Origin of the sequence: Flavihumibacter stibioxidans (assembly GCF_014332695.1) — a bacterium.
Lineage (GTDB): Bacteria > Bacteroidota > Bacteroidia > Chitinophagales > Chitinophagaceae > Flavihumibacter > Flavihumibacter stibioxidans.
In genome coordinates this window covers 257,594-280,101 of the sequence record NZ_MBUA01000001.1, presented here as the reverse complement: position 1 = coordinate 280,101, position 22,508 = coordinate 257,594, and the positions used below count along the sequence as shown (strand labels likewise).

Here is a 22,508-nt window from a genome sequence, read left to right as displayed (position 1 = left end):
GAGATTGTTTCAATTGCGTTAGTACGGAAATGTTTTCGGATGGAACTTTGTGCCCACATCGAAGCTCTTTCTATTCATAACCGATTAAAAGTTTTCGAAATGACACAATCAAACAATTCGGGCCGCCGTGGTTTTTTGAAAGCCGGTGCAGTATTGGGTGCTGGATTCATGGCAGCACCTGCCATCAGCAGTACTCAGGCCGGACAATCCGGTGCCAGTCAAAAGAATGTTTCTGCCATTTCCCACCGCCGGAAACTGGGATCCGGCCAACACCAGATCGAAGTATCTGCACTGGGACTGGGCTGCATGGGCATGAGCTATCACCGCAGTTTTATTCCCGATAAAAAAGTATCCCTGGCCCTGATCAGAAAGGCTTACGATCTGGGGGTAAATTTTTTCGACACGGCTGAAGCCTATGGTCCTTTAAAAAACGAGGTATTGGTGGGCGAAGCCATTGCTCCTTTCCGGAAAAACATCATACTGTGCACCAAGTTTGGCTTCAATATTCAAAACGATAAACTGGCCGGTTTAAACAGCAAGCCGGCACATATCCGGGAAGTGGTGGAGCAATCACTGAAACGGCTGAATACAGACTACATCGATTTGCTATACCAGCACCGGGTTGACCCCAATGTTCCCATGGAAGAAGTGGCCGGCACTGTGAAAGATTTGATTAAGGAAGGCAAGGTGAAACATTTCGGTTTAAGCGAAGCCGGTGTGGAATCCATTCGCAAAGCCCATTCGGTACAGCCTGTAACCGCGCTCCAGAGCGAGTACTCGCTCATGACCAGGGGGCCTGAGCAGGCAGTGCTGAAAACCTGTGAGGAACTCGGAATTGGATTTGTGCCTTACAGTCCGATCAGCAGGGGATTTCTTTCCGGCATGATCAACGAACGTACAAAATACAATCCTGATAACGATAACCGCCCCACACTGCCCCGCTACAAGGCGGATGCCATTAAAGCCAATTGGGCTTTGATCGATGTTTTGTATGCGTTTGGGAATCCGAGGGGACTAACGCCCAGCCAGGTGTCCCTTGCCTGGTTGCTGGCGCAAAAACCCTTTATTGTTCCCATCCCAGGTACTACCAAACTGGCCCACCTGCAGGAAAATCTTTGGTCGGCGGATTTTGAATTTACCCCTGATGAATTGAGATCCTTCAACGAAACAGTTTCAAAAATCAAAATCGTGGGTGACCGCTATACGGGTGTACAGGCACAACAAACGAATAAATAAATCAGGGCGTGTGAGATAGGTGGAGGCAGGCTGGTGTCCTTTTGACACTTTAACAATTTACTGTTGTACCTTTGCATCCGCTTGCCCCCATTGTTATCCTTTCAGAATATTAACTAGAACCTACATGAAAATTCCATTGAATCCGCTCTGGATCATTGTTTCGTCTGTATTACTGTTGTCCTCCTGCGGGGGAGAAAACAAACCTGCCGGGCCTGCACCCGGCGCCGCACCAACTGTTAAAGACTATGCGGTAGTGGAAGTAAGTCCGCAACCTTTTGTGGTGAATTCTGCATACCCTGCCATCATTGAGGGCGAACAGAATGTAGAAATCAGGCCAAAAATTGACGGCTATATTGAACGCATTTATGTGGATGAAGGCGCCACTGTTAAAAGGGGACAGCGACTATTCCAGATTCGTGCCCCACAATACGAACAGGAAGTGCGCACTGCGGAAGCCAATATCTCCATCGCCGTGGCAGATGTGAACGCTGCTGAAATGGAAGTCAACAAGGTAAAGCCTCTTGTTGAAAAGGGTATCGTGAGCAAGTACGTGCTGCAGTCTGCCATCTTCAACCTGCAGGCCCGCCAGGCTGCGCTGGCACAGGCACGCGCCTCCCTGGCCAATGCCAAAACCAATATCGGTTATACCACTGTAACCAGTCCGGTTAACGGTGTCATCGGAGTACTTCCCTACAAGATCGGAAGCCTTGTGAACAGCAATACCGCGCAGCCCCTGACCACCGTTTCCAATATTGACAGGATATTTGCTTATTTCTCTCTCAACGAAAAACAGGCCCTCGATCTATCGCTGAATATCAAGGGGGCTCATATCCCGCCCGTAACCCTGATCCTGGCAAACGGCCAGGAGTTTTCCGAAAAGGGAAAAGTGGAAACGGCAAGCGGACTGATCAATACCGAAACCGGATCCATCCGTGTTCGGGCCACTTTCCCTAATACGGCCCATCTCGTGCGAAGCGGTAGCAGCGGCACTATCGTAATGCCCCGCCAAATTGAGCAAGCCCTGCTGGTTCCGCAGCGATCCACCTTTGAGATCCAGGGTAAGAAATTTGTATTCCTGCTCGACAGCGCCGGAAAAGTAAAGAGCACCGAGATCCAGATCCTGGAAAACAGCGGCGGGCAGTTTTTTGTAGCAGAGCAGGGATTGAAAGCCGGGGATCGCATTGTGGTGGAAGGAGTGGCTACTCTGCGCGAAGGCGAACAGATCAAACCAAAAGAAGTGAAGGCCGACAGCATCTTCCGCCAGTAATAGTTTTCTCCATAAAGCAACGTACATGTTTAAACGATTTATAGACCAACCGGTTTTATCAACCGTTATCTCCATCATTATTGTAATCCTGGGTTTACTGGGATTGAATTCATTGCCAATTTCGCAATACCCCGAGATCGCTCCGCCCACCGTGGTGGTTTCTGCGTCTTACCAGGGTGCCAATGCCGATGTGGTGCTGAACAGCGTGGTGATACCACTCGAAGAACAGATCAACGGGGTGGAGAATATGACTTATATGACTTCCGCTGCCGGCAACGACGGAACCGCGCGGATTACCATCAATTTTAAAGTGGGAACCGACCCCGACCTCGCTTCCGTGAACGTGCAGAACCGCGTGGCCCGCGCCACCCCGCTGCTGCCGCAGGAAGTGACCCGCTCGGGAGTGACCACTGCCAAAACCCAGAGCAGCAACCTGGTAATCTTCTCACTGTATAGCACCAATCCAGCTTACGACCAGACCTTCCTTCAGAATTATGCCGAGATCAACCTGATTCCACAGATCAAAAGAGTGACCGGCGTGGGCGAGGCTATGGCTTTCGGACGCATGGAATATTCCATGCGCATCTGGTTAAAGCCCGATGTGATGGCATCCTATGGACTGGTGCCGGGTGATATCAGTGCAGCCCTGGCGGAACAGAATATTGAGGCAGCACCCGGACAATTCGGTGAGCAGGGCGGGCAATCCTTCCAGTATGTGATGAAGTATAAGGGCCGTCTGAAAAGCACGGAAGAATTCGGCGAGATCATTATCCGCTCCGCGGGTACCGGCCAGTTGTTGCGATTGAAGGATATTGCGCGCATTGAACTGGGCGCCCTCAGTTATGCCAGTACTTCCATGACCAACGGGCATCCTTCTGTGGGTGTGGCCATCAGCCAGACCGCCGGTTCCAACGCCAAGGAAGTTATCGAAGGCAGCCTGAAAATACTCGATGAAGCGTCCAGATCCTTTCCTGACGGTATCGGTTATACGAACCTGATGAACGCGAACGATTTCCTGGATGCTTCTATCAGCAAAGTGGTCACCACGCTGATAGAAGCTTTTATCCTGGTGTTCATCGTGGTGTTCATTTTCCTGCAGGACCTGCGCTCCACGCTGATTCCCGCCATCGCAGTGCCGGTGGCCATTTTGGGAACTTTTTTCTTTCTGCAGATTTTCGGTTTCACCATCAACCTGCTGACCCTCTTTGCCCTTGTGCTTGCTATCGGGATTGTGGTGGATGACGCCATCGTGGTGGTGGAAGCCGTACACGCCAAACTCGATCATGGTTATACCTCCTCACACCGCGCCACAAGGGATGCCATGGATGAGATCTCCGGTGCCATCATTTCCATAACACTGGTGATGGCGGCGGTGTTCGTTCCCGTTAGTTTCATCACCGGGTCGGCGGGAGTCTTCTACAAACAATTCGGACTCACCCTCGCCATCGCCATCATACTCTCTGCGGTGAATGCCCTGACCCTGAGCCCGGCTTTGTGCGCCCTGTTGCTGAAACCGCACGCCGATGAACAGGGTAAGAAACAGAATTTCCTGCGTCGCTTTTATACGGCCTTCAATGCCGGCTTTGACGCCACCACCCAGAAATACAAGCGGGCGGTTTTCTTTTTGATTAAAAGAAAATGGGTAGCCTGGGCCGGACTCGCGGCTTTTGCAGGCCTCCTGTATTTCATGCTGAAGACCACACCAACCGGCTTTGTTCCCGATGAAGATATGGGAGTGGTGATGTCAGACATTGCGCTGCCGCCGTCTGCTTCTGTTGAAAGAACCGAAGAGATACTGGCGGAAGTAGAGAAAATCGCAAAAAACATTCCAGAAGTAGAGAACATTCTTAAGATCAACGGACGCGGACTCATCAGCGGCGCAGGCAGCAACTATGGCATGGTAATCATGCGCCTGAAGAACTGGGAGGAAAGAAAGGGGAAGGGGCAGGATGTGAAATCCATTATTGGAAAGATGTTCGGCATGACAAGCGGTATCCGCGACGCCAGGATCATCTTCTTTGCACCGCCGACCATCCAGGGCTTCGGTATGTCGGGAGGTTTCTCCTTTGAATTGCAGGACAGGAGCGGCAAAGACATCGCCATCTTCTCCAAGGTGGGCAATGATTTCCTGGCAGCCCTGAACCAGCGTCCGGAGATCCAGTACGCCACTACATCCTTCAACCCGAATTTTCCGCAGTACGAGATCGATGTGAATGTGGCAAAGACCAAGGAAGCGGGACTAACGGTGAATGATATCCTAAGTACCATACAGGGCTACTACGGTGGGGTATATGCGTCGAACTTCAACCAGTTCGGAAAGCAATACCGCGTGATGTACCAGGCCGAAGCCAATTTCCGCGACAACCCCGAAAGCCTGAACAAGATATATGTACGCAACGCAAACGGAACCATGGCACCCATCACAGGTTTCATCAACCTGCGCAGGGTATATGGTCCGCAATCCATTTCGCGCTTCAACCTCTTTACCTCTATCGGTGTAACGGGTTCGCCCAAACCGGGATACAGTTCCGGTGATGCTATCCGCGCCATTGAAGAAGTGGCGAAGGAAGTGCTGCCCGTGGGATATGGATATGAATACTCCGGCATCACGCGGGAGGAACTTTCTGCAGGCGGACAAACAGGCTTCATCTTCCTGCTTGTGCTGGTCTTTGTGTTCCTGCTGCTGGCGGCCCAATACGAAAGTTATGTGCTGCCCTTCGCGGTATTGTTGTCGCTTCCGGTCGGCCTGGCAGGTGCTTTTATATTCGGGAAGATCTTTGGCGTCAACAATAATATCTATCTGCAGATCACGCTAATCATGCTGGTAGGATTGCTGGCCAAGAATGCCATCCTGATCGTGGAATTTGCATTGGAGAGAAGGAGGCAGGGAATGGCCCTGGTGGAATCGGCCCTGAAAGGCGCGGAAGCCCGTCTGCGGCCCATCCTTATGACATCCTTCGCCTTTATCTTCGGACTGATACCGCTGATGGTCGCCACCGGTGCGGGCGCAACGGGTAACCGTTCCATCGGTACCGGTGCGGTTGGAGGCATGCTGGTGGGTACCATATTTGGTGTATTCATCGTTCCGGTGCTGTTCGTTGTATTCCAGTACATCCAGGAAAAGATTACCAGCAGGCGGAGGCCGGCATTTACCAGCGAGGAAATTTTATAACCATCATCCACCAACGAACTTTCTATGAACCAGGTTTTCGTTCGATACATATCCATTGTTTCATTGGCCGTTTTTCTATTGACTGCCTGTAAGGTGACGGAACCCTACCGGGTGCCGGAGAACCTCCCTTTGCAGTCTTACCGCGACCAGGCCGCTACTGATACCAATACCATTGCGACCATTCCCTGGAACCGGTATTTTACCGATACCATCCTGCAGCGTCACCTTGCTGCCGGACTGGACCAGAACCTGAACCTGCAGATGGCCTACCAGCGCATCACACAGGCAAGGGCCTATTTCAACCAAAGCAAGGCAGCATTTTTGCCAACGCTCAATGCCAATGCAGGTGTCACTACTTCAAAACTCTCCGAGGCCCAGGGCTTCGGCATCCGGACGCATGCCGACCAGTTTTCACTGGGATTATCGACAAGCTGGGAAGCGGATATTTGGGGCAGGCTGAAGAGCAGCAAGAAAGCCAGTCTGGCCAGCCTGCTGCAAACCGAAGCTGCCGCCAATGCGCTGCGCACCGGGCTGGTGGCAGATATCGCCAGTCTCTATTACCTGCTCATGGCCCTCGATGATCAGTTGGAAATCACACGACAAACCGTGGTCAACTGGGATACCACCGTGCAGACCATGATGGAATTGAAAGAAGCGGCCAGTGTAACGCAGGCTGCCGTGGTACAAAGTGAAGCGCAACGTTATGCTGCGGAAGTGACCATTCCCGACTTGAAACAAAGCATTCGTGAAACCGAAAACACCCTCAGCATTTTATTGGGTCGGGAACCCGGGTTCATTGAAAGGAGTAAACTCTTTGGGCAATTGATGCCGGATATGATGCAGACCGGGGTGCCTGCGCAATTACTGGCTAACCGTCCGGATGTACAACAGGCCGAACTGGGCCTCCGTTACTATTTTGAAATGACCAATGTGGCACGCACCTATTTTTATCCCAGTCTGACGATCAATGGATCGGCCGGACAGCAGGCTTTGCAGTTCTCCAAATTGTTTGATCCTTCCTCCTTTGCAGCCAGTATCGGAGCGGGATTGTTGCAACCCATTTACAACCGCCGGCTCAACAAGACCCGCCTGGAAGTAGCCAAATCGCAGCAGCAGGAAGCCCTGTTCGGCTTTCGCAATACAGTATTGAATGCAGGCCGGGAAGTCTCCGATGCTTTATCGCTCTATGCCACTGCCGGTGAAAAGATAGTGATCCGTTCGAAGCAGATGCAGGCCCTCGAGAAGTCGGTGGAATATTCGGAAGAACTGTTGAAGAACGGCTTCGCCAACTACACCGAAATCATCACCGCCCGCCAGAGTCTGTTGCTGGCCGAGCTCGGCCGGGTCAACGATCGCCTCCAGCAATTGCAATCAGGCGTGAATTTGTACCGGGCCCTGGGCGGGGGATGGCGATAGGTGTCTGACATCTTTAGCTTTTGGCTCCTTGGACCGGAACGGTGCCCGTGAGGCGGCAAATTATATTTGTATTGATTGCCCAAATTAAATCTTTGGGTTTAATTATATGACCTTGTAACAAAGCTTCGACTCCGGACGTATTACAGGTAAAAACATGAAAATACCTTTTACTTTATTGTTGACCCTATTCGTTACAGTGATTGCCGCACAGACCCCCAAAACAGAAGTGCTGACTTTGGGGACCTTTCATTTTAATTTCCCGAATTTAGATGTAGCGAGGATTGACAAAAATGACCAGATTGATGTTCTTGAACCAGGGTATCAAAGTGAGATAGAGGATATTGTGAGGAAAATTTCGGGATTCAAACCGACAATTATTGTTATTGAGAGGCAACCATCTGAACAACAATATACTGATTCAACTTTTAGTCAATATTTGTCTGGTAATTATCAGCTTAAAAGAAATGAAGAAGAGCAGATTGGCTTTAGGATAGCAAAACATTTCGGATTGAAGAAGTTGTATTGTGTGGATGAGTGGGGGAATTTTAATAATAGAATCGATAGCATTATAAACGGAAAGGATAGTATTGAAGCAAAAAAATTCGAAGCCTATTTTGAAAACAATCCTGATGCGCCGAAGCGTTTTAAAATTGTTCCAATATTTAAAACAAAAGGAATATTAGCAGACTTGAGGCAAGCCAATGATGAAATAAACATAAAAAATAGTTTGGGAAACTACCTGATAGGTCTCTTCAAATATGAATCCCGGGAACGAGATTTTACCGGGGTTGATTTTGAAACAGGTCGATGGTTTAGTAGAAATTTAAAAATTTTTAGAAATATCCAAAGAATTGAGGCCAAAGAATCTGATCGGATTTTGGTAATATATGGAGCGGGACATCTGAATCTGCTGAATTTATTTTTTGATAGTTCCCCCGAGTATAAACTTGTACGGACAAATGATTTTTTAAGATAAGCAGTAACAAGCAATTGTAGTCTGTAAAGAACAGTAGGATAGAAATTATTGAGAGCGTTTCCCCTAACACCTTCCTTTATCTGAATATTAGGAGAAACGCCCCCTGTTATCAGGCATTCATCACCATCAGTATTCCAGTTCCTCCATCATCCGCATGGAATAGCTGGCCACACCGGATTTTATATATAGCAGAATGACAGATCCTTTATCCGGACGGAAGAGTCCGGATGCCGCACACTCATTGGCAGTCTGGAATTTCTTGATCGCAGCAATAGTGCCTGCTCCGCAAATGCCATCTATCTGGATATTCGGCGTTCCGCCTTCCGCTGCTGGTACCTGGCTCAACAATTGCTGCACCAACCTGACATCGCCCGACTGGTTGCTACCGCCACTGCCTACCGACTGGATGATCCGGCTGCTGCTCGTTTCGCTTTCTCCACTGGTACCAGTACCCGCTCCACCTGTTCCCCCGGATACGGCGCCATTGCTTACACTTCCTCCGGCAACAGGTACCTCACCCCCAGGTATCACCTGCATTGATGGCGCACTGGCATAATCGCTGTCATTGAAGGAAACCTTCCATCCATTCCAGTTGTAATCAATGGTAGATCCAATCCTGAAATAGATAATGGGTGAATTTTTCATAGCTTCCCAGGTATAAGCTTTCATCGTATAGGTATTGCCATTTTCCAGCGCATAACTGTTCTGTTCATCACTGTAGCTTGCATAAAAATTGCCAGCCGTTCTTTCATTTTCATGATTAGCCGCATCAAAGAGTTTGTTATCGGTTGCAAACTCTACATAGTACTGGGGATTCCCTGCTCTGTCCACATTGAAGCAGGGGGGCAGGCAATCAGCATTCCAACTGACCGGTGCCTGCATGGACGGTAGTGCGGATGGAGCATTATTGTTTGAGGTTCCGCTGCCGGCACTGCTGCCCAGAATGGTGAATGGTTTCTGGGCTTCAAATGATGCCAGATTGCTGCCCAGCGTCATATAATTCGGCGTCTGGTCAGATGGCATATCGGCAATGATGTTATCATAAAAGGTCTTGTAATGACCGTTAAAAGCACCATTGTTCCAGACGGTCAGCAACCGGCCAGTGAATACACCATTGGTGGCGCCATCTCCACTGAGCTGGTTGTCCTGGCATCCGGATATATAGATCAGGGAGGCCGGAAATTCATTGGCAGCTTTGGCATTCCTGGTCAGGAACTGGATGTTCTGGTACAATGCTTTATTCTTCACATAGTTTTGCAGGCTGGCTGCAATGGGAATGCTTTTCCTGGCCGGTCCAACCAGCAGGGATCGGGATGGATGTGCTTCCAGGCGCTTCGAAAACTGAACAATGTCTGATTCACTGAATGCCTTACGTATGGCTCGCTTTCCCGGGTTATTTTCATTCATGTAATTCAACAGCAGCATGCGTACCATCGAGCCGCTGTGACAACTGTCAGAACTCACAAAAATGCGCACCCCGGCTGCAAATTTCTGCCAGCAGGTGTAGAGTTCATTGTCGATAAGTTGCCTGTCATACAGTACCCATGTTTCATTCATGCCATCTTCTTCTTCACCAGTTTCATCCGGCACCTGGCTGCCGTGTCCGGAATAGGTAAGCAGGAAGATATCACCACTGCACAACTGGCTGGAAGCCTCGTTGATTTTTTGCAACACATTCATGGCGGTGGCCTGTCCGTCCAGCAATTGATCAGTGGTACTGAATCCGCATTGCACGGCGATGTCGCGCATGGAATTGGCATCGTTGATGCAACCCGATAAATCCGGAATGGTATATCCGGGATACTGGCTGATATCCACACGATTAAGTCCGATGTGGAGGGAGATTCCTCTTGACATAATAGTTTTTTTTTAAAGATTGATGTAGATGATGTTTCCTTTATTACTTAGGTCCTGTTCGGAAAATCCGGTATCCATGACCGTTTCACTGCGATCCACTTTTATGAGTTTGGTTATCCTGTATTCGATCACCCTTTCCATTAAGAAATGTGTAACGGGCATCTGGATGAATACTTCCTGGCTGCGTTGCTGTTGCGTAAGTTGCACCAGGCTTTCCTGTGTGGCTCCCTTCAGCCGGTAACTGATCTCCGCCACTGCCAGTCCTTCCCCGTTAAAATCCAGCGTGCTGAGAAAAATGACCTGGCATTGTACATCCTCGATATAATTATTTATCTGTTCCAGTTCTACCGGAGCAGGATCCACCAGTGTATAATGGGGGATAAAGCGCTGGTACTGCCTTGCTGGAATATCCTGCTCCAGCCGGCCAAATCCTTCCAGTTCTGCCACCAGTCCTATTGTTTCTTCTGTATCCGGTGCCACGAGGGCCGTGATGCCCGAAAACTGCAACCGGCTTTCCGTTTGATTGAGAATTTCCAGCTTACCGGCACCATCATACGAAATCCTGCAATGCCCATTGGTCCATTCGCCACCGATCTGCTGCAGACTGGGTTGGAGCCTTGTACTGTATTTTTCCTCACCGGGTAGCGTGATGGTCAGTAGTCCGTTTATGGCATCCCTTTCCAGCATGTCCAAAAGAATCAGGATGGAACTGATATCCGTTTCAATATTCATCCTGATGTATTTGCCATAGGGATAAACTCGTGTAACCGTTCCCGTCATATGATCCATCGACAATACTGCTTCACTGCTTCCCGCCGGCAATTCCGTGAGGTACTGTATATTGGGGGGATAGGGGGTGAGACTGGCACAGGCTTTTTCCAGTTCATAGCGTTTATCCAGACTGATATCGGGAACCAGGGTGGCATCCAGCACCCACTTGCTGTTTCCACCCACCGCGTCCAGGGTGGAAAAGAGCAGGATGGTTGGCCGGTAGATTTCTTTTCCCTTATCTTCCGCCAACTGTCTTCCAATGACATATTGCGACGGGATCACAAGAAAATCATTGGGCACATTGGTGGAGCGATATACCTTGAATGAAGGGGTATCCAGTTCAGGCAGCCGGGTGTACCAGGCAAGAGGTGTTTCGCCCAGTTTATAGGCTTCCTTGCAACCGATTGCTGTTTCGATCCCTTCGCTTTCTTCCAGGTAGTATTGACCAAACATGGTGCAGGGGAATTCAACGGCGATGCTCAGGGTACGAACATAGCTCTGCACTTTGTATTGCACTGTCGGTTCTATGAGCTGGGCCAGCACCACAGGCTGCAACAGGACAGCTGGCTGCGCAATAGCATGCATCCCGGAATCGATCCTGCTGGCCATCACTGGCCGGAAACCCCTGCCTGGCTGGATCTGCGAGATCTTGCTTCCGACAATATTGTGTAATTGCAACAGTTGTGGTTCCACCCGCGAATAGCCCGAAAAAACCAGCATGACCTGGAGTTTTAATGTCGGTTGATTGCCCGAGATGGCTGCGTAACACAATCTGATGGCATTATTAAGCAGTCGAAATACCAACTGGGTTTGTTCGCCGGTAACACTGGTTTCACTGGCAGCAATCTGCAACCACACCGATTCCTGTTCTTCATTGACATAGGGTATTTCCAATAGATAATTAACCTGGTCGAAGCGTATGGACCTGATACTTTTTCCAGGATGGGCAGCTGATGCGGCAGATTGCAATGTTCCTGTCAGGGAGTAATCCAGCGTCAATGCCAGGGATCCCTCCAGCACCGGTTTTCCGTTAATATCTGTCATTCCGGTGTTTTGGAAGGTAAAGCGAAATGGCGATTGATTGGCCGGAGTTTGAAGGTTGGGAATCACCGGGCGGGGTTCGGGTAATACCAGCAGTTCCTGCTGGTTCCTGCGGTTCGGCCAGAACTGCGAAGAAGCATCCGTGATGATAGGATAGTCTTTTATCTTTTCCTGTTCCGATACTGCTATGCTCCAGTTTTCCAGCCGGTGCAACCTGATCCTGGCATCGTATGGCATCAGTTCCTGTTTTTTGACGGAGAGCATCGGTAAGGATGCTGCGGGCACCTGTGCAAAGGCAGCGTTCACAATCCTGCCCTTCTCAATTTTTCCTGACAGGGTTTGACTGATATTACGGGTGGCATCGCTTCCATTTACCTGCTCTGGTATTAACCGGTAATTGTTTGAGGCAGGATCAAAATATTTATAAATGACCTGATGGTTTTCGCATACCCGTAACAGTTCTTCCATTGACATCTGACTACGGATCGTATATTGATGTTGGCTAGATGAAAGGTAAACCTCCGACTGTATCCTCAGAGTTAGACCGGATGCCTTCTGCCGAACAGCCAGCAGCAATGCTTTTGAATACCTGGCATCCAGTACCGCCTGCAGGCTGGTATCTGTTCCGGCAAAGGATTTTTCCAACACCAGGGTGCTGCTGCTGCCTTCCTGCAGCAAGATTTGTATCAGGGTATGGGTGCGAATGACAGGTCCCGGTTTATCTGTCCCCGGCAATTCAAGTGATAACCGAATTTGCAGGGTAGAGCGTTCCGGTTCCGACCCTGTGGTCTGGCCGCCATCTGCTTCGTAATGACCCAGGAAAAATGTAAAAGCGTTGTTGCTGCCCGTTAGTACGGGATAAATGCTGATCCTGCCCAGATCTTCTTCGAGATAAGGCCATCCCACCCCGTTGGACAGGGGCAGGGTTTTTTCCTTTAGTGTTTCAACTGGCATGACAACAACGCTTTGTAGTTTATACCTGTTTCCATCCACCGTTACCGCTTACAGCGCGACCCGCAATTTTTCTGGAAAGCGGCGTTTTCCCGGTGGGCGGTTGATGCATTTTTACACCTTCTTCCACTGCATAACTGCCCTTTACTGGCTGGGTGGGTGGGGTTATTTCACGGCTGGCCGAACTGGTCGGCGGCTGGCTGCTGATCTCGCGTGCCTTTGACTGGATATCACGTTTGATTACTACGCCTTCGTCTTCCGTAGAGGGCACACTGATGGTTAGTGGTCCGTTACCAATGGTGTTCACCCATGGCCCGGTCCATTCCATGCCTTTTGTGAAAAGGCTGCCTTTAATGATCACCCGCACCTGGTATTTGAAAAAGGAACGAACGGTGGCATCGGATGTAAAGACAGACCAGAATCTAGACGTTTCCTGGTCAAGGTCTTTCCAGATAAATTTCTGTGGCGGGAACCGGGTGATGTCCGCCCCATTCTCGTCAACGGCCTGAAAGGTTACTTCCACCATTTGTTTATTGTCCTCGAGGGCAACATTCAACCCGATTGGTCCTACTCTTATCCGGCCAGCTTCATCTGCCCTCAGTTCAAGTGTTACATCGTTCACCATGGTGCCATATTCTCCCGGATCCAGGTCTATTTCATTGTCTTCGATCTGTACCCTCACAAAAGGATTGGCAATAGGGTCCGGCGGTTCCATCATATGCACCTTACGCTTGATAAAGGTCTTGTCGGGTGCCCAGTTGGCAGGCGCATTGCTTACATCTGCTGCTGCTTTCTGGGTGGTTTCGATCTTCCAGGTATCAGTAGGGGATCCGTTGCTTTCGAACACATGTCCGACCCAGTCAATTTCACCGGCAGTATTGGGATATCCTACCTGAACAGATAGGAAGGAAACCGGTTCCCCTGCCCAGTTTTGTGCAGGCTGTGGCCAGTTCACCACGGGTTTGATGATGCGTGCCAGTTTCCTTGGCCAGTCATCCATATAGATGGTTACAAAATATTTTTTCTCCGCATCCGGATCTTTTTTCATTTCATCAAAAGCGCCTTCCAGGTTGGAAGAGATCACATGATCCTGCAGGTAGGCCAACTGCCTTTTCTCATGATAGTTGAGATTGAGGCGGGTGCTGTCGCGGCGATATTTCAGGGCCACGCCTGCTCCCCAGAGTCCAAACAACCCTCCGGATGAACTGGCTTCTGCTGCCTGAACATTGGGTTGTGGCGGATCAAAGATGATACCCTTTGCCTGCTCCATAAACTTCTGGGAAATGAGATCGGTTTTTTTGTCAACGTATTCCTGGATCTTTTCAGCCCCGGGTATGGTCGGATCTACTTTTACATCCACTTCGATGCCACCGCTGATACGCATATTATTGAACTCAGCCTTGATATCTGCGGAGAACCATAGGTATTTGCCCTTGGCATTGGCAGAGAAATGTTCAAAGATGCGCTCCCAGTTGCCTTTGATCGTGATCTCGATAATGGGTACCCAGAATTTCACTTTCATAGCCTGGCAGACGCGCACAGGTGTATAGGCCATCTTGAAGGACTGATATAAAATGCTGGCGGGATACACACCCAACAACCCTGTATAGGCATTTTGTCCCATCGGATCAATGGAGCCATTTCCCTGTCCCTGCATGTTGAAATACCAGGGGTCCAGGTTGCCATCGCGCACATTACGCCTGTCAAAAGAACGAGTGGTAAATCCCTGTTGTGTGATGAATCGCGGAACAGGCACGGTTTCATATCGCACCTGGCGGGTGGGTGCACCAGGCGCAGAAGGAGCAGAAGGAGAAGCGGGTGCGGCGGGTGCAGCGGGATTGGCAGGGGTGCCCGGACTGGCGGGTGTTCCTGAAACAGGCTGCACTACGGAACCATCGGCATTGGGTGAGAGATTAGAAATAGAGGTGTGATTGGAGGTGATGACAACTGGTCGGAATATAGGCTTCACGCTGGAGCGGATGCCCCAGAAATAGTCCACCTTGCCCTGGTACATGCTGATGATTTCCTGCTGGCCCTGTTCCAGCACATGGTCGGGAGGAGCAGCTGTGGTGGTAACTGCCAGCACACCTCCGGCCACTTCGCGGCTTTCACCATCTTCCAATCCGATATTGCCTTCACTGGTTTGTTTGCCGGCAAATCGCAGCATAAGAAACATCAGGTCTCCTTCCTTCCTGCCATCTTTGCGGGCTATGTGTACATAATTGGGAAGCCAGTAAAATACCGGCGGCTTGCCTTCATTTTGCAGTGCGTCGTTGTTGACGTCGGGATAATAGATGAGTTCATACCCATCCTTAATGATAGGTTGAATCCCTCCGGCCATGGTGGGGCCCAAAGCGGTAGTTGCCATAACAATGAGTTTAATGTTTGGTAATAAATACGGGTGGACTTTGTACAGCTGTAGCCAGGAACCAGAGCGAGGTTTGGGGGGTACTACTGGTTAGGGTTGAGAAGTATAAATTTACGAAAATTATCAAAGTGTTGAGGGGTTGTTTTATTCAATTTTATACGGGAAAAAGCCCCTCAGTTCATCGTATAAATGGCAGGTGAAATTTCAGGAAATACGGTATCTGATTTCTGGCAGGCTGGCAAGCGGATTTTTTTTCCTCTGCACCACAGCTACACTAAACATTCCCTGGCTCATGGCGGTACGTCGGGTAATACAGCTTAATTTTGAACTTTCGGAATCCACCTGGAATTGACAATTTTAAAACATGGATAACATTATCATCAAACCTGTAACCATTTCCGACTTATCCCAGTTGCAAAAAATCAGTAAGCAGACTTTCTTCGATACCTTTTCAGCCGTAAACACCCCTGAAAACATGGCCAAATACCTGGAGGAAAGTTTATCTGTGGAAAAATTGACGTCAGAACTGAATGATGAGCATTCCGCATTCTATTTTGCCATACTGGATAGCGATATCATCGGATACCTGAAACTGAACTTTGGAAAGGCACAAACCGAACTGAAAGACTCCAAAGCCCTGGAAATCGAACGGATCTATGTGCTGAAGGAATACCACGGAAAAAAAGTGGGACAAATATTGTACGAAAAGGCTATGGAAATTGCCAGGGAAAAAAATGCTGACTATGTGTGGTTAGGTGTTTGGGAGGAAAATCACAGAGCGCTTAACTTTTATAAGAAAAATGGTTTTGTTGAATTTGACAAACATATTTTCCGGTTGGGTGATGACGAGCAAACCGATATTATGATGAAGCTTCAATTGAATCAGTTGTGAAAGATTCATCTGCAGCCAGACAGCTTTTCACCCACCAGCAAGCTGGTGGGGTAGCAATGAATGTTTCGCCCGCCGCTGCAATCCTGAAAAATTATGATACAAAGTAAAAAAGCAAATATCCCACCCAAATTTTTCCGGGTGGGATATTTACAGGATGCACATCTTTTATTGGATACCTCGTTCAGCATCTGATGGCATTCTGTAAGTAATAAGCCTGATGGGCCTTAATGTGGTGCTTGTTTCCACATCTGTTTTTATGAAAGTGCAGGATTGCATTATTGGACAATTCAGGTTGAATTCCACCGCACCAGATTCCACATTCAGGTAGCGACTGATGAACTCTTTCATAGTCAGTCTTCCTGCATCTACAAAATTGCAGGCAAAGACCAGTTTTGTAGAACTTCTTTCAACGAGTCGCAAGTTGTGGATAATGCTGCTCTGCATAGTATTTCCGGTATTGCGAACGCCCCGTATCAAATGCAATCGCTGTCCTTCAATTGAAAACCTTACTTCACTGCCAGTATTATAGGCCTGTAATGCATTTACTGAAGCGCCGTTGATAGTGAATGGTCCCTGGTATAGGATCCGGTAATTGTTCTGGAGGTTCAGGTTGATGCTGTTGAAATCTGTTCCAGTAAGGGAGGGGCGCTTCAACCGGATGGTTCTGGCGCCAGGCGCGGCATTGGCCTGGACGGTGAGTTCAAGCACTACATAGGTCATCTGGTTGGTTTCTCCCCGTCGATCCACCCCGCGGGACAGTATCCTCGGGGAAGAGATGCCCGTACCTATTATTTCCACGGAGGTGGTGAGATCAAGCCAGTTTTTCTGGCCAATGGTCAATACGATTTTTTCCGCGGTATTGGATAAAGTGGTAAAAGCGATGGCGGTATTGGTGTTTACTCCCCTCACCGGGTATTTCATGGGAAAGGGACCAGTTACTTCCCCGGTTTGGGAATAATAGGATCTTGTTGTCAGCTGGTAGCTGTCCAATACTGTACTGCCAAATGGTTGGCGGCTGTACAATACCTGTGCCTGAAGGGTGGTGGCCAGTAGGGAAAGCAATGCTATGGCATATAAGGATGTAAGTTTCATATTTTATTTTTTTGTTGACGAAATAGAGTGTACAAGTTTTGGTTGCGTAAGGGATTTATTAGCCGCTGATATTCAGGCAATAATTACGAATGGTTAATACAGCGCTTACCTGGTAAATACCGCTCTGGATACTGCCAGTGAATACCTTTCCGCCATTTGGTATGGTTGCAGAGGTTTCGCGCATTGGGATATTAGTGTTTAGCTGCAGGGTCTTAAGGTATAAACTGGTTGACAGCATTCCGGTACTGGGATTTAGAAATCCGCCGAACATAACGTCCAGCCCTGTATTGGATCGCATTTTAAGGTTGTTGAGATCAATCTTTGTACAGGAAATCAATGAGGGTAAATCAGGTGCGGCCAGGTAGGTGCTTACCGTGCCGGTTTGGGTATTGTGCACCTGCATGGTGAGGGTAACCAATTCAGTATAGAGGGCACAGGTGGCATCGGATTTCTTCCTGGTGAATTCAAAAATGTATTGGTACTCGGGCTTGACAAGGGTGGAACAATCCAGCTTGAAATTCGAATAACTGGTTTTTAATGTGTTCACCTGTGTAGCAGTGAGCTTTGGTAGCTGGGCCTGAATGGTGTAAGCAACCGCCAGCAGGAACATTGAAACAAATAACTTCTTCATGGAATGTATGTTAATGGTTAATGAATACTTGGAGGGTGATTATCGCATCATGCAGGCGACGGATACTACAGGTATGAATCGTTCGAAAGTCCAGTGCCGGTCAAAGATGCAACGCATGCCATAGTTGAGCATCACGCTGCGGTTCAGTCGCCAGTCGCCGCCAAAGCTGATGGTATTGGGTTGCACCACATCCCATTTCACGGTATTGCTGACCACTTCAAATCCGGCAGGCGTGTCAAATACCTTGCTTAGTGCTTCCACCGGCGTTTTCAATCCTTTTTTCTCGTACAGGAATTCCACAAAAAAGGTGAAATAGGGTCCGCCATACCGCAGGTTCATGCCCATGGTCAGCAGTGTGTTGTCGGCCACAGCCAATTGGCTGGATTCTTCGCCGGTATCATTGTTCCTGATGAGGAAATTCAACTCTTCTTCGTACCAACTGCTGCGGAACAAACCCGTAAGCAATAGTCTTTTACTAATTCCCAGGCTGCCGTTGATCCAGCCCGAATACCCTGTATTGCGGTTCAGTCGCAACGATTTGAGGGAGCCTGAGCTGTCAGTCTGGTAGGAGTAAACACGGCCAAAGGCAATATCCAATGAAGAAGCATTCCAGTTCTCCGCCACAAATATTTTCGCGCGTTCGTTGATCTCATCTTTCCGCCGGGAGTTAATGCTGAACAATTTCTCTTCGGTCTCGCGAATGGTGTTTCGGATGGCCTGCTTTTCGAGAATATTGGTGGTGGAATCGAGTTGTTGCTGCAATTGCTTCAGGGTCTGGTCCAACTCCGTTTTTTCCGCCTGGTAGCGTTCACCTATATCCGCGTAGAGTTCCCTTGCCAGCAAGGGATCGCGCTGGCGGAATAGATTTGCCTTTAATGCATATCCGATTCGTCGGTCACCGCTTTCATCCTGTACGGTTCCCATGGAGACATCCAGGGATGCCAGTTGCCGCATGAACCGGCTGGCATTTTGGTATTTACCCAGGTCCTTGCGGTTAAAGAACATTTCCCAGATTGGCTGCGATTGCAAGGCCAGGTTAGGATTCAGGCGCCAGGATTTAAAGGACCAGTCCACCTTGAAATCCTTTATATCGGCTGTGCGGTTGATCTGGGAAGGCGTTACGCCCATCACATCAAATACTGGCGAGGCCGGTATGGCGAATTCCTTGGGACTTATTCTTTTGTTGCCGTCGTCCACCTGGGCGAAACCGATAGTGCAAAGACTCAGCAGCAGGACTAACAGTAAGGGTTGGGGGTGCATGGTGGGGTGATTTCTGCTGTAAAGTGGGCCCGGACTATAACGGAAAACCATACCCGGAATGCGGGGATTATTGCGGTAAAAAATACCTGATTTCAGGTAGATATTTAGTTGCAGGATAGCTTAATTTGAGACAACTATCACCCTAACCAATAACCGCTGCATGCGACAAAAGATTCCTTTCATCTGGTGTTTGTTGTTTTTCCTGCTGCCCCGGGCACTTTATGCGCAGGACACTGAGCACCTGGTGGACAGCATGGAAAAGAGACTGCTCGTCACCAAAGAGGATACTTCCAAAGTGCTTATCTATATTGAACTGGGCAACCTGGTCAGTTATTATGATGCAGCTACTGCTGCCCGTTATGTTAATGAGGGATTGGATCTCAGCAGGAAGATCAAGTACCTGAATGGAATTGGTCGCTGCAGTTATCTGCTTGGATTCATTTACCAGGACCTGAACGACTATAAAAAATCCCTCCAGATGCTGGAATTGGCGGAGCAGGTGGCGCAACAGCTGCAACAGCCCGAACTGATGGGCAAGGTCCACAATGCCCGCGGCAGTTGGTATTTCCTGCAGAGTGATATGTACAATGCGGCCTATCATTTTTCAAAAGCCACTGAACAGTTCCAGTTGATCGGCGATACCCTGCGCGAAATTGCAGCCTACCAGAACCTGATTGCTGCCCTGGGGGAAGTGAAGAGTTATGAGCGGGCGGTCAGGCTGAGCGAACAACTGCTGGAGATACTAAGTCCACTAAAAGATACCCTTCAGATGGGGTATGCCCTGAATCACCTGGTGGTAAATTATATGGGCCTCCGTAAGATTGAGGATGCCGGAAAATATGTTCGCAGGCTGTTGCCGATTATTCAGAAGACCCGCGATTTTGGCCTGGCTTCGGATTCCTATGATGTGATCGGCGATTATTTCCTGAGTCGCAATCTGCTGGATTCTGCCATCCTCTATTATAAAATGGCCATGGATAAATCACTCAGAAAAGATCACCAGGCTGCGCAATCGCATTTGTCTCTCGGTATTGCTTATTTGAAAATGAAGGATTTCGATCAGTCCTTCCAGCATTTGTCGGCTGCGCTGGAATTGTCCGGCCATACCAATACACGCGATGTATATTACCGCACCTGCCAGGTCCTGAGCGAATATTATGAGCAGAAGGGGGATATCAAAAACGCACATTTCTACCTGTCTGAATATGTCAAGCTGAACGATAGCATCCTGGTTGCGGAAACTCGCCAGTATGCAAGTTACCTGGAAGTGGTGTATGAATCGCAGAAGAAGGAAAAAGCCATTACCGACCTGAAATTGCAAAATTCTGTAAATGAACTGGGGCTGGTCAAGCGCAACAGGATTATGCAGGTAGGAGGGGTGGCTTCCGGTTCTGTGTTGATCCTGCTTGGCCTCCTGTACCGAAACAGCAGGAACAAAAGCATTATTGCTGAAAAAGACAGGTTGTTGCAGGAAGAACAGATCCGCATCCTGGAAAGACAACAGCAGGTCCTGTCTTTACAAAGTATGGTGGATGGACAGGAAGCGGAACGAACGAGGATTGCCAAGGACCTTCATGACGGATTGGGCGGATTGTTCTCTACCGTTAAAATGCATTTCAGCAGCCTGCAACACGAGCAACAGGCGCTGCAGCAGGATCCCTTGTTCCTGAAATCCTACGAACTCATCCACACCGCTTCAGAGGAAGTGCGGCGCATTGCACACAATATGATGCCCGAGGTATTGATCCGGCTTGGGCTGGTGCAGGCTACCCGTGATCTTTGCAACAGCATCAGCGCTGGAAAAAAGGTGAAGGTGTCGGTGCAGGACTATGGCATGGACCAGAGAATGGAAGTAGCCCGGGAGATCATGCTTTTCAGAATTCTGCAGGAACTGCTGAACAATATAATCAAACACGCACAGGCAAGCGAAGCCATTGTGCAGTTCAACAGGGATGGACAACATTTAAGCATCACCGTGGAAGACAATGGCAGGGGGTTTAATGTGGAAAAATCCGGCACAGGGGTGCATGCTGGACTGGCATCTATTTCCAGCCGCGTACAATACCTGAACGGAAAATTATCCATTGACAGTCGCAACGGAATTGGTACTACCGTGATGATGGATTTTTTGTTTAATGACGTTAATTCCGCTACTATATGACAAGCATTCTAATTGTAGATGACCATCCCCTGGTGGGCGACGGGGTTAGCACCATGATCAGGGATGTGGAATGGTTAGAGATCTGTGGAGTTTGCAAAACGGCAAAGCAGGCGATGGAAACCATTCAGGCAATGCGTCCGGATCTGATCCTGCTGGATATCAGTCTGCCCGATAGCGACGGCCTGCAAACCTGCGAGCAGATCCGAAAACAGGACAGGCAGGTGAAGATCATCGCCCTGACTTCCACCAATGAAGCGGGCATCATCAGCCAGTTTTTAGCTCGTGGAGGGAATGGGTACCTGTTGAAGAATATGGAGCGGCAGGAACTGCTGGACGCCATAGGCGACGTGATGAACGGAAAGATATTCCTGAGCAAAGCAGCTAACCAGAAGATACTGGAGCAGTACAACTCCGTAGCTGCGGCAGTGAATAAAACTCCTATGCTCACCCGAAGGGAAAAAGAGATACTGCAATTGTTATACGAGGGACTTACCGGTCCGCAGATCGCGGAAAAATTATTTGTCAGTCCCTACACCATCGAAACCCACCGCAAGAACCTGCTGCAGAAATTCAATGTGAGCACTACGCAGGCTTTGCTGAGAATTTCGAAGGAGCAGAAACTGATTTGACAGGATGTTTTTTTTGAATGCCTCTTTCTGCATCTGTGGGATATATCAGTCGAACTCCCCTTTTTACTCCCGGACCGTTCACGGTGGAGCCCGATTCGGTGCATATAAACAAACAACCAGTATTCGTGTTGGCACCCTTCATGGACAATAATTTAATGTCCGGTTATGGTTAATTAAAAGTTAACGGACCTGCTGGGGAAACCTCAGGCTGATGGCTAATGCATTCAAGGGTGCCAAACCCGGAACCCGGCAATCTGGCAGAAAGAATCTGCCTGAATGGAGGCAGGAGGTAACTTTTTTTCGGATGTTTGCCGACAACTATAAATTAACTGCTCATGAAATTGTTCTGGATATTCATCGCCTTTCTATCCGGCTCCTTCCTGCCCATTCAGGCCGGATTGAATTCAAGGCTGGGTAAATCCATCGCCAACCCGGTGTTTGCTGCCCTGATCTCCTTCCTGGTGGGTATACTGACCATCCTGATTTATATCCTGCTGACCAAACAATCTGCTTCCTGGACCGGATTAAAAACCCTGCCACCCTATGCATGGGCGGGTGGTGCACTCGGCGCATTTTTTGTAACGGCCATCACGCTAGTCTTTCCCAAACTCGGCGGCGCACTGACCTTCGGACTGATAGTAGCCGGGCAAATGGTGATTGCGATCCTGATGGATCATTTTCATATTCTGGTGGCACAGCAGCACAGCATCAATCCCTGGCGCCTGCTGGGTATGCTTCTGGTCATTGCAGGAGTGATTGTCATCAGGAAGTTTTAGCCGCCAATTAAT

General features: G+C 49.0%; 15 protein-coding genes. 9 read left to right on the top strand and 6 right to left on the bottom strand.

Annotated elements, in window-relative coordinates; translation table 11 throughout:
* Nucleotides 1-99: 99 nt before the first annotated feature.
* The 5 genes from BC349_RS01185 (at nucleotide 100) to BC349_RS01165 (ending at nucleotide 8,067) form a co-directional block, all read left to right on the top strand.
* Nucleotides 100-1,236, top strand: a complete 1,137-nt coding sequence (locus tag BC349_RS01185; RefSeq protein WP_187254923.1) for an aldo/keto reductase — start codon at nucleotides 100-102, stop codon at nucleotides 1,234-1,236.
* A 124-nt stretch (nucleotides 1,237-1,360) separates the two neighbouring features.
* The gene (locus tag BC349_RS01180) at nucleotides 1,361-2,503 is read left to right on the top strand and encodes an efflux RND transporter periplasmic adaptor subunit (RefSeq protein ID WP_187254922.1); all 1,143 of its coding nucleotides are present in this window, start codon (nucleotides 1,361-1,363) and stop codon (nucleotides 2,501-2,503) included.
* A 25-nt stretch (nucleotides 2,504-2,528) separates the two neighbouring features.
* A complete protein-coding gene (locus BC349_RS01175) occupies nucleotides 2,529-5,675 on the top strand; it encodes an efflux RND transporter permease subunit (protein WP_187254921.1) in 3,147 nt (1,048 codons plus the stop codon).
* 24 nt (nucleotides 5,676-5,699) lie between these two features.
* The gene (locus BC349_RS01170) at nucleotides 5,700-7,091 is read left to right on the top strand and encodes an efflux transporter outer membrane subunit (protein WP_187254920.1); all 1,392 of its coding nucleotides are present in this window, start codon (nucleotides 5,700-5,702) and stop codon (nucleotides 7,089-7,091) included.
* Between the two features lie 154 nt (nucleotides 7,092-7,245).
* Nucleotides 7,246-8,067: a DUF5694 domain-containing protein gene (locus BC349_RS01165; protein ID WP_187254919.1), complete on the top strand. Its 822-nt coding sequence runs from the start codon at nucleotides 7,246-7,248 to the stop codon at nucleotides 8,065-8,067.
* Nucleotides 8,068-8,193: 126 nt separating this feature from the next.
* Here BC349_RS01165 and BC349_RS01160 read toward each other — a convergent pair whose 3' ends face one another.
* The 3 genes from BC349_RS01160 to BC349_RS01150 are packed head-to-tail and all read right to left on the bottom strand — an operon-like array spanning nucleotide 8,194 to nucleotide 15,055.
* The gene (locus BC349_RS01160) at nucleotides 8,194-9,924 is read right to left on the bottom strand and encodes a caspase family protein (protein ID WP_187254918.1); all 1,731 of its coding nucleotides are present in this window, start codon (nucleotides 9,922-9,924) and stop codon (nucleotides 8,194-8,196) included.
* A 12-nt stretch (nucleotides 9,925-9,936) separates the two neighbouring features.
* A complete protein-coding gene (locus BC349_RS01155; RefSeq protein WP_187254917.1) occupies nucleotides 9,937-12,690 on the bottom strand; it encodes a hypothetical protein in 2,754 nt (917 codons plus the stop codon).
* A gap of 19 nt (nucleotides 12,691-12,709) precedes the next feature.
* On the bottom strand, nucleotides 12,710-15,055 hold the full coding sequence (locus BC349_RS01150; protein WP_187254916.1) for a hypothetical protein: 2,346 nt from the start codon (nucleotides 15,053-15,055) through the stop codon (nucleotides 12,710-12,712).
* 364 nt (nucleotides 15,056-15,419) lie between these two features.
* Between BC349_RS01150 and BC349_RS01145 the strand changes: the two genes are divergently transcribed.
* Nucleotides 15,420-15,947 (top strand): GNAT family N-acetyltransferase, encoded by a 528-nt coding sequence (locus tag BC349_RS01145; RefSeq protein WP_187254915.1) that lies wholly within the window; start codon nucleotides 15,420-15,422, stop codon nucleotides 15,945-15,947.
* A 165-nt stretch (nucleotides 15,948-16,112) separates the two neighbouring features.
* Here BC349_RS01145 and BC349_RS01140 read toward each other — a convergent pair whose 3' ends face one another.
* From BC349_RS01140 to BC349_RS01130, 3 genes are read right to left on the bottom strand one after another with little or no spacing between them, the layout of a single operon-like run.
* Nucleotides 16,113-17,039 carry a hypothetical protein gene (locus BC349_RS01140; RefSeq protein ID WP_187254914.1) on the bottom strand — a complete coding sequence of 309 codons (927 nt, stop codon included), beginning with the start codon at nucleotides 17,037-17,039 and terminating at the stop codon, nucleotides 16,113-16,115.
* 58 nt (nucleotides 17,040-17,097) lie between these two features.
* Nucleotides 17,098-17,670, bottom strand: a complete 573-nt coding sequence (locus BC349_RS01135) for a hypothetical protein (protein ID WP_187254913.1) — start codon at nucleotides 17,668-17,670, stop codon at nucleotides 17,098-17,100.
* Between the two features lie 39 nt (nucleotides 17,671-17,709).
* Nucleotides 17,710-18,930 carry a hypothetical protein gene (locus BC349_RS01130; protein WP_187254912.1) on the bottom strand — a complete coding sequence of 407 codons (1,221 nt, stop codon included), beginning with the start codon at nucleotides 18,928-18,930 and terminating at the stop codon, nucleotides 17,710-17,712.
* 160 nt (nucleotides 18,931-19,090) lie between these two features.
* Here BC349_RS01130 and BC349_RS01125 point away from each other — a divergent pair, with 160 nt between their 5' ends.
* The 3 genes from BC349_RS01125 (at nucleotide 19,091) to BC349_RS01115 (ending at nucleotide 22,496) form a co-directional block, all read left to right on the top strand.
* Nucleotides 19,091-21,091 (top strand): tetratricopeptide repeat-containing sensor histidine kinase, encoded by a 2,001-nt coding sequence (locus BC349_RS01125; protein ID WP_187254911.1) that lies wholly within the window; start codon nucleotides 19,091-19,093, stop codon nucleotides 21,089-21,091.
* Nucleotides 21,088-21,720 carry a response regulator gene (locus BC349_RS01120; protein WP_187254910.1) on the top strand — a complete coding sequence of 211 codons (633 nt, stop codon included), beginning with the start codon at nucleotides 21,088-21,090 and terminating at the stop codon, nucleotides 21,718-21,720. The genes BC349_RS01125 and BC349_RS01120 overlap by 4 nt, the downstream gene beginning before the upstream one ends.
* A 335-nt stretch (nucleotides 21,721-22,055) precedes the next feature.
* On the top strand, nucleotides 22,056-22,496 hold the full coding sequence (locus BC349_RS01115) for a DMT family transporter (protein ID WP_187254909.1): 441 nt from the start codon (nucleotides 22,056-22,058) through the stop codon (nucleotides 22,494-22,496).
* Nucleotides 22,497-22,508 lie beyond the last annotated feature (12 nt).